Consider the following 6,391-nt stretch of genomic DNA (forward strand, 5'->3'; position numbering starts at 1 on the left):
GGGTTCCTGGCATCGGGGAGAGCGGGAGATGGGAGAGGCCTTCCGAAGACTCACGGTCGTCGCGCCCCCGGCCGACGATGGCGCCTCTGTCCGTGCTCCGCCGCCCGCCCGGCACCTGCCGCCCACCGGTTCGGTGGCGCTCGTCTTCACCGACATCCAGGGGTCCACGCGGCTGTGGGAGCGCTGTGGCCAGGCCATGCGCGACGCGCTGGAGTTGCATGACGGCGTGCTGCGCGCGCTGCTGCTGGGCACCGACGGCTACGAGGTGAAGTCGCAGGGCGATGCCTTCATGGTCGCGTTCGCGTCCCCGGTGGAGGCCGCGCACTGGTGCCTGCGCGCGCAGGAGGCGCTGCTGCACACGAGCTGGCCGGAGTCCCTGCTGGAAGAGCCGGACGCGGCGGAGGAGCACGCGCCGGAAGGGCTGAGCCACCGGGGCCTGCGCGTGCGCATGGGCGTGCACGTGGGCGAGCCCGACTGCCGCCTGGATCCGGCCACGCACCGGCTGGACTACCTGGGGCCTCCGGTGAACATCGCGGCGCGGGTCGCGGACGCGGGGCATGGCGGCCAGGTGCTGCTGAGCGGCGCGGCGTGGGCCCGCATCCAACCGGAGCTGGCGGCGCTGGGGATGCCCATCGCGCGCTCGCTGGGGTCCTTCCGCCTGCGCGGCGTGAGCGACAGCGTGGCGCTGGTGGAGCTTCTGCCCGCGTCCCTCGCGCACCGCCGCTTCGGGCCCCTGCGCGCCCCGCGCGAGCGGCCCGGTAACGTGCCCACGCTGCGGCAGGATCTGGTGGGGCGCGCGGAGGAGCTGGACACGCTCCGGCAGTGGGTGTCGGAGGGCGCGCGGCTGATCAGCATCCTGGGCCCGGGGGGCATGGGCAAGACACGGCTGGCCACGCACTTCGGCGCGCTGGAGTCGGACGCGGGCGCATGGGAGGGCGGCGTCTGGCGATGCGACCTGGAGGAGGCCCTGACGGAGAGCGACCTCTGTCACGCGGTGGGCCGGGCCCTGGGCGTGCCGCTCACCGCGGACGGAGACGGCAGCACGCCCGCGGAGCGGCTGGGGCGCGCGCTCGCGGGATGTGGCGACGTGCTGGTCATCCTGGACAACGTGGAGCAGGTGGTGCGGCACGTGCCCGCGACGCTGGGGCGCTGGTGGGTGCTGGCGCCGCGCGCCCGTTTCCTCGTCACGACCCGAGAAGCCCTGCGGCTGCCAGGGGAGCGCGTGTTGGATCTGGCCCCGCTGGCCCTGCCGGATCCGTACGAGACGCGCTGGGACGTGATCCTGCGCTCGGACGCGGTGCGCCTGTTCGTGCAGCGGGCCCGGGAGACGCGCGGCGACTTCATCCTGACCGACGCGGACGCCCCTCGCGTCTCGGACATCGTGCGGCAGCTGGACGGCATCGCGCTGGCCATCGAGCTGGCCGCGGCGCGCGTGAGCGTGCTGGGCGTGGAGCAGTTGCGCGAGCGGCTGTCGAAGCGCTTCGACCTGCTGCGAGTGGGACGGCGGGACGCGCCCGCGCGACAGGCGACGCTGCGAGGTGCCATCGACTGGTCGTGGAACCTGCTGGAGCCGGCCGAGCGCGCCGCGCTGGCGCAGTGCTCGGTGTTCCGGGGCGGCTTCACGCTGGAGGCCGCCGAAACCGTGCTGGTGCTGCCAGAGGGCTCGCCGGACGTGCTGGAGGTGGTGCACTCGCTGCGCTCCCAATCGCTCCTGTGCGCGCGCGAGGTGGGGGCTCCCGGCGGCTTCCTGCGCCTGGGGTTGTACGAGAGCATCCGCGAGTACGCGGCGCTGCGGCTGCACGAGATGGGAGACGAGACGGCGTGCGAGGCCCGGCACGCGGACACGTACCTCCAGGTCGCGGGACGGCTGCGGGAGCGCGTACAGAAGACGGGCGGCGCGACGGCGCTGCGGCGACTGGCCCTGGAGCGAGAGAACCTGCTGGCCGCGTGCGCCAACGCGATGGCCGTCCGTCCCGCGACCGCGGAGTCCCTGGGCCGAGCGATGGAGACGCTGGTGGCGCTGGAGCCGGATGCGCGCACGCGTGGACCGGTGGGCCTGCTCGTGGAGCGGCTGGAGCGTGTGCTGGAGCCGTCGGCCCACGTCGCCGTGGCGCCGCTGAAGCGCGCGGAGGCGCTCGCGGTGCTGGGCCGCGCGTACATGGACGCGGGCCAGGCGGAGTACGCGCGCCAGGCCCTGGAGGAGGCGCGCGGCGTCTTCCACACGCTGGGCGAGACGGCGTCGGAGAAGCGCGTGCTCGTGGACCTGTCCATCGTCGCCCGTCACGCCGGAGACGGAGCCGCCGCGTGGACGCTGATGCGCGACGCGCAGGCGCTTCCCTCCGGAAACGACCGCTGGCTGGAGGCCTACGCGGTGGGCAACCTGGGCCTCGTCGAACAGGTGCGCCACGGGCCGGAGGCGGCCATCCCCCACCTGCGCGAGTCGCTGGCGCTGTTCCGCGAGGTGGGCGACGTCACGTTCGAGGTGGGCTTCCTCACCAACTGCGCGGTCGCCATCGGCGAGGCGGGCGACGCAGGTGAAGCCGTGATGCTCCTGGGTGAGGCGCTGGGCCGCGCGCTGAGCGTGGAGGACCGCGCGGGTCAGGCGCTCGCGAGCATCAACCTGGGCTGCTACCTGATGGACGCGGGCGGCATCGCGGAGGCCTGCGAACACCTGGAGTCCGCGGTGCGCCTGTCGCGGCTCCTGGGGCTGCGGCTGCTGGAAGGCACTGCGCTGGGCGAACTGGGCCGCGCCTCGCTGACCCGGGGGGACTGGACGCAGGCGCGCGCGGCGTTGACGGAGGCGGTCACCATCCTGGGTCGTGCGTCCCGCTGGCAGGCCCTGCGGTTCATCGCGCACCGGGCCGCGCTGGAGGCCGCGTGCGGAGAACTGCGCGCCGCGCGAGAGGGCTTCGCCGGACTGGAAGGAGCCCCCGAGCTGCGCGAGGACCCTGCCCTCTTCCAGCTCGTGGATCTGCTCCGCGCGGCGCTCGACCTGGCCGAAGCCGACGCCGCGCCCGCGCGAAGCCCCGAAGGCAACACTGCCAGGGCCGCCGCCCGACGTCGCATCGAAGCGGCCCGGAACGCCCCGCGCGAAACCGCGTCGTCCGACATCCGCTGCGCGCTCCGCTTCCTGGAAGCCCGCCCCGGCGTCACCGACACGCGCCTGGATGCGTGAAGGCGCTTGGGCTCACGGGGCCGGAGCCGCCTCAGGCGCCGGCTTCGCGAAGCGGCGGAAGAAGCTGTCGTCGTTCCAGTACGGCCGGCCGGGGGCATCCGCCACCGCGTTCGTCAGCGCGGTCAGGAAGGTGATGAAGCGCGCGGCGCCCTCGTGGTCCACGGGCTGCTGTGACAGGTCATCCGACGGCGCGTGGTAGCGCTCGGTCAGCCACTGCTTGAACACCTTCTGCTCCTCCGAATCCGGCGTGTAGCCGAACTTGAAGAACAGCGCGGGCACACCCTCGCGGATGAACGAGTACTGATCGCTGCGCACGAACAGGTTGCGGTCCGGCTCCGGATCCGCGAGCACCTGCACGTCCAGCTTCGCCGCCACCTCCGCCAGCGGCACCGCGAGCGAGGACTCGTCCTTGCCGTGCGCCACCACGGAGGTGAACGGCCAGTGGGGCATGAACATGTCCAGGTTGAAGTCCGCCACGATGGAGGTGATGGGCACCGGCGGCCGGGACGCGAAGTACTTCGACCCCAGCAGCCCCTTCTCCTCCCCCGTCACCAGCGCGAACACCACCGAGCGCTTCGGCTTCTCCTGCTGATCATGCAGCTGCCGCGCGACCTCCAGCACCGCCGCCACGCCGGACGCGTTGTCCATGGCGCCGTTGTAGATGCGGTCCCCCTTCACCGGCTCGCCGACGCCCACGTGGTCCAGGTGCGCGCTGAGCACCACGTACTCCTTCGCGAGCACCGGATCCGTGCCCGGCATCACTCCCACCACGTTCATGGACTTGAGCGGCTTCACGTCGAAGGCCAGCTTCGCCTTCATGCGCAGGGGCAGGTCGAACTTCGGCAGCGGCTTGTCCGCGTTGGCCAGCGCCACCAACTCCTCGTAGGTGTGCGGCGCTCCCTCCAGCCACTTCTGCGACTGCGTGACGTTCGCCACCACCGTGACCTTCAGTCCGCGCGAGTCATTGAGCGACGGATCCGCGAACACCACCGTGGGGTTCTTGTTGGAGCCCACGACGCGTTCCCACGGCAGCTCCAGCAGCTTCGGGTTCTGGAGGTACACGACCCCCACGACGCCCGCCGCCTTGAGCACCTTCAGCCGCTCCGCCCACGAGGAGAAGTGCGACTTCACCGGGCCCGGGATGTTCCCCGGCCCGCCCTGGAGCATCACCACCACCTTGCCCTTCAGGTCCAGGCCCGCGTAGTCGTCGTGGCCCAGCTCGGGGATGGACAGGCCGTAGCCCACGAACACCAGCGGCGCGTCCACCGTGCCGTTGTCTCCCTGCCGCGAGGACAGCACGACGTCCTCGCCCTGCACCAGCGGCAGCGTCTTGCCGTCCTTCACCAGCGCGACGCTGGACTTCGACTCGATGAGGCGGCGCGACTGCAGCGCCATGGGCTGCAGGAAGCCCGTCTTCAGCATCGGCTTCACGCCGAGCGAGGCCAGCTCCTTGGACACGTAGCCAGCGGCCGTCGCGTAGCCCTTGCTACCCGTGTCGCGCCCCTCCATCGCGTCACTGGCGAGCACCTCCACGTGCTTCCACCAGCGGTCCTCGGCCACCTGGGACTTGGATGCGGGAGCCTCCGCGGCGAAGACCCCGGAGGAGACGAACAGCGCGAGCGTGGCGGCGGACGAGACCCGTTTCATGCCCCGGAGCATCCAGGGCGAAGCGGGGTCATGCAACCAGGATCAGGCCTGCACGCCCAGCCGCCGGCCGCGCAGCTCCGACAGGGTGCGCGCGTCCAACAGCACCGCGGACTTCTCCTGCGGGGACAGGGGCTCCACCCCGCCCGCCAGCAGCTTGCGCCGGGCGGAGGCCAGCGCCACGGGGACGCTCGCCGTCGGGTGGGACTCCAGCAGCGCCAGGTGCAGCGCATGCGCGCGAGGGTCGGAGAGCACGTGATCCAACGCGTCGTCCACCGGCTCCATCCCCTCCTCCGCCAGCTCCTGCGCGCGCACCAGTACGGTGGGCGGCTCGGCCTCCTCCGGAATGAGGAACAGGCCCCTCCTCTGCGCCCAGAGGCCCAGCGACGCGCGGGCGGTGAAGACGGAGATGGCCGGAGCGAGCCACAGCCCGACGATGACCGGCGACAGCCACGCCAGCATCCCCGGCGCCACCGCGATCGTCAGCGCCGCGAGCACCCCGCCAATCACCATGTGCCACTTGTGCCGGCTCAGCGCCTCCGACCACGGCAGGTCCGTGTCCTCGCGCTGCTGGCTGGACCAGTTCACCTTGTAGCCAAGCAGCGTCCCGAACACGAAGTGCGACTGGAAGAGCATCATCACCGGCGCCATCAGCGTGGACACCACGCCCTCCAGCATCACGCTCAGCACCAGCTTGAAGCGGCCGCCCATCCGCGTGGCCTCCTCGCGGTTCGCGAGCAGCAGGCCCAGTCCCATGAGGCGGGGAATCCACAGGAGCGCCAGCGACAGCGCCATCAGCCGCAGTGCGCCCACCGTGTCGAACGCGTCTCCGCCCGGCAGCGTGGACTGGAACTCCAACAGCGTCGCGGGCGCGAAGAACCACTCGTGCAGCGCGGCGAACAGGCCCGCCACCAGGAAGATGAGCCACAGGGGCGACGCCACGTAGGACATCACTCCCATGAGGAAGTGCATCCGGCTCATCGGGTGCAGGCCGCCCGCCATCACCAGCCCCAGGTGCTGGAGGTTGCCCTGGCACCAGCGGCGGTCGCGTTGCGCGTACGCGAGCAGGTCCGGCGGCGGCTGCTCGTAGCTGCCACCCAACTCCGGCACCAGCCACACCGTGTAGCCGGCGCGGCGCATCAGCGCGGCCTCCACGAAGTCGTGGCTGAGGATGTGGCCGCCGAACGGCTGCTGGCCCGGCAGCACTGGCAGGCCGCAGTGCTCGATGAAGGGCGCCATGCGCAGGATGGCGTTGTGGCCCCAGTAGTTGGAGTCCCCCATCTGCCACGCCGCCGCGCCCGCGGCCACGATGGGGCCATACACGCGCCCGGCGAACTGCTGAAGCCGCGCGAACAGCGTGGAGCGACCCACGTTCTGCGGCGGCACCTGGAGGATGCCCGCGCCCGGGTTCAGCTCCATCAGCCGGGCCATCTGCACCACGCTGTCGCCCGCCATCAGGCTGTCGGCGTCCAGCACCAGCAGGAAGTCGTAGCGGCGGCCCCAGCGCTCACAGAACTCCGCCAGGTTGCCCGCCTTCTTGGCCGTGTTGTCGGAGCGGCGGCGGTAGAAGAT

Annotated in this window: 2 protein-coding genes and 1 pseudogene; 1 reads left to right on the top strand and 2 read right to left on the bottom strand. The window is 72.0% G+C overall.

Going from position 1 to position 6,391, the window contains the following annotated elements:
* Window positions 1-28: 28 nt before the first annotated feature.
* Window positions 29-3,172, top strand: a pseudogene (locus D7Y15_RS41565) (adenylate/guanylate cyclase domain-containing protein); the annotation flags it as partial.
* Window positions 3,173-3,187: 15 nt separating this feature from the next.
* Here the strand turns inward: D7Y15_RS41565 and D7Y15_RS41570 are convergent.
* Entirely contained in the window at window positions 3,188-4,822 is a 1,635-nt protein-coding gene (locus D7Y15_RS41570) for a M28 family metallopeptidase (RefSeq protein ID WP_120580542.1), read from the bottom strand.
* A 42-nt stretch (window positions 4,823-4,864) separates the two neighbouring features.
* Window positions 4,865-6,391 (bottom strand): glucans biosynthesis glucosyltransferase MdoH (gene mdoH / locus D7Y15_RS41575; protein WP_121756031.1); only part of this gene is annotated, 1,527 nt, incomplete at its 5' end.

It is taken from the genome of Corallococcus sp. AB030 (genome assembly GCF_003668965.1).
In the GTDB taxonomy this organism is placed as follows: Bacteria; Myxococcota; Myxococcia; order Myxococcales; family Myxococcaceae; genus Corallococcus; species Corallococcus exiguus.

What these genes read in the sequence shown, in the direction of transcription:
- D7Y15_RS41570 (WP_120580542.1), bottom strand. Translation starts at nt 4,822, where the DNA reads ATGAAACGGGTCTCGTCCGCCGCCACGCTCGCGCTGTTCGTCTCCTCC.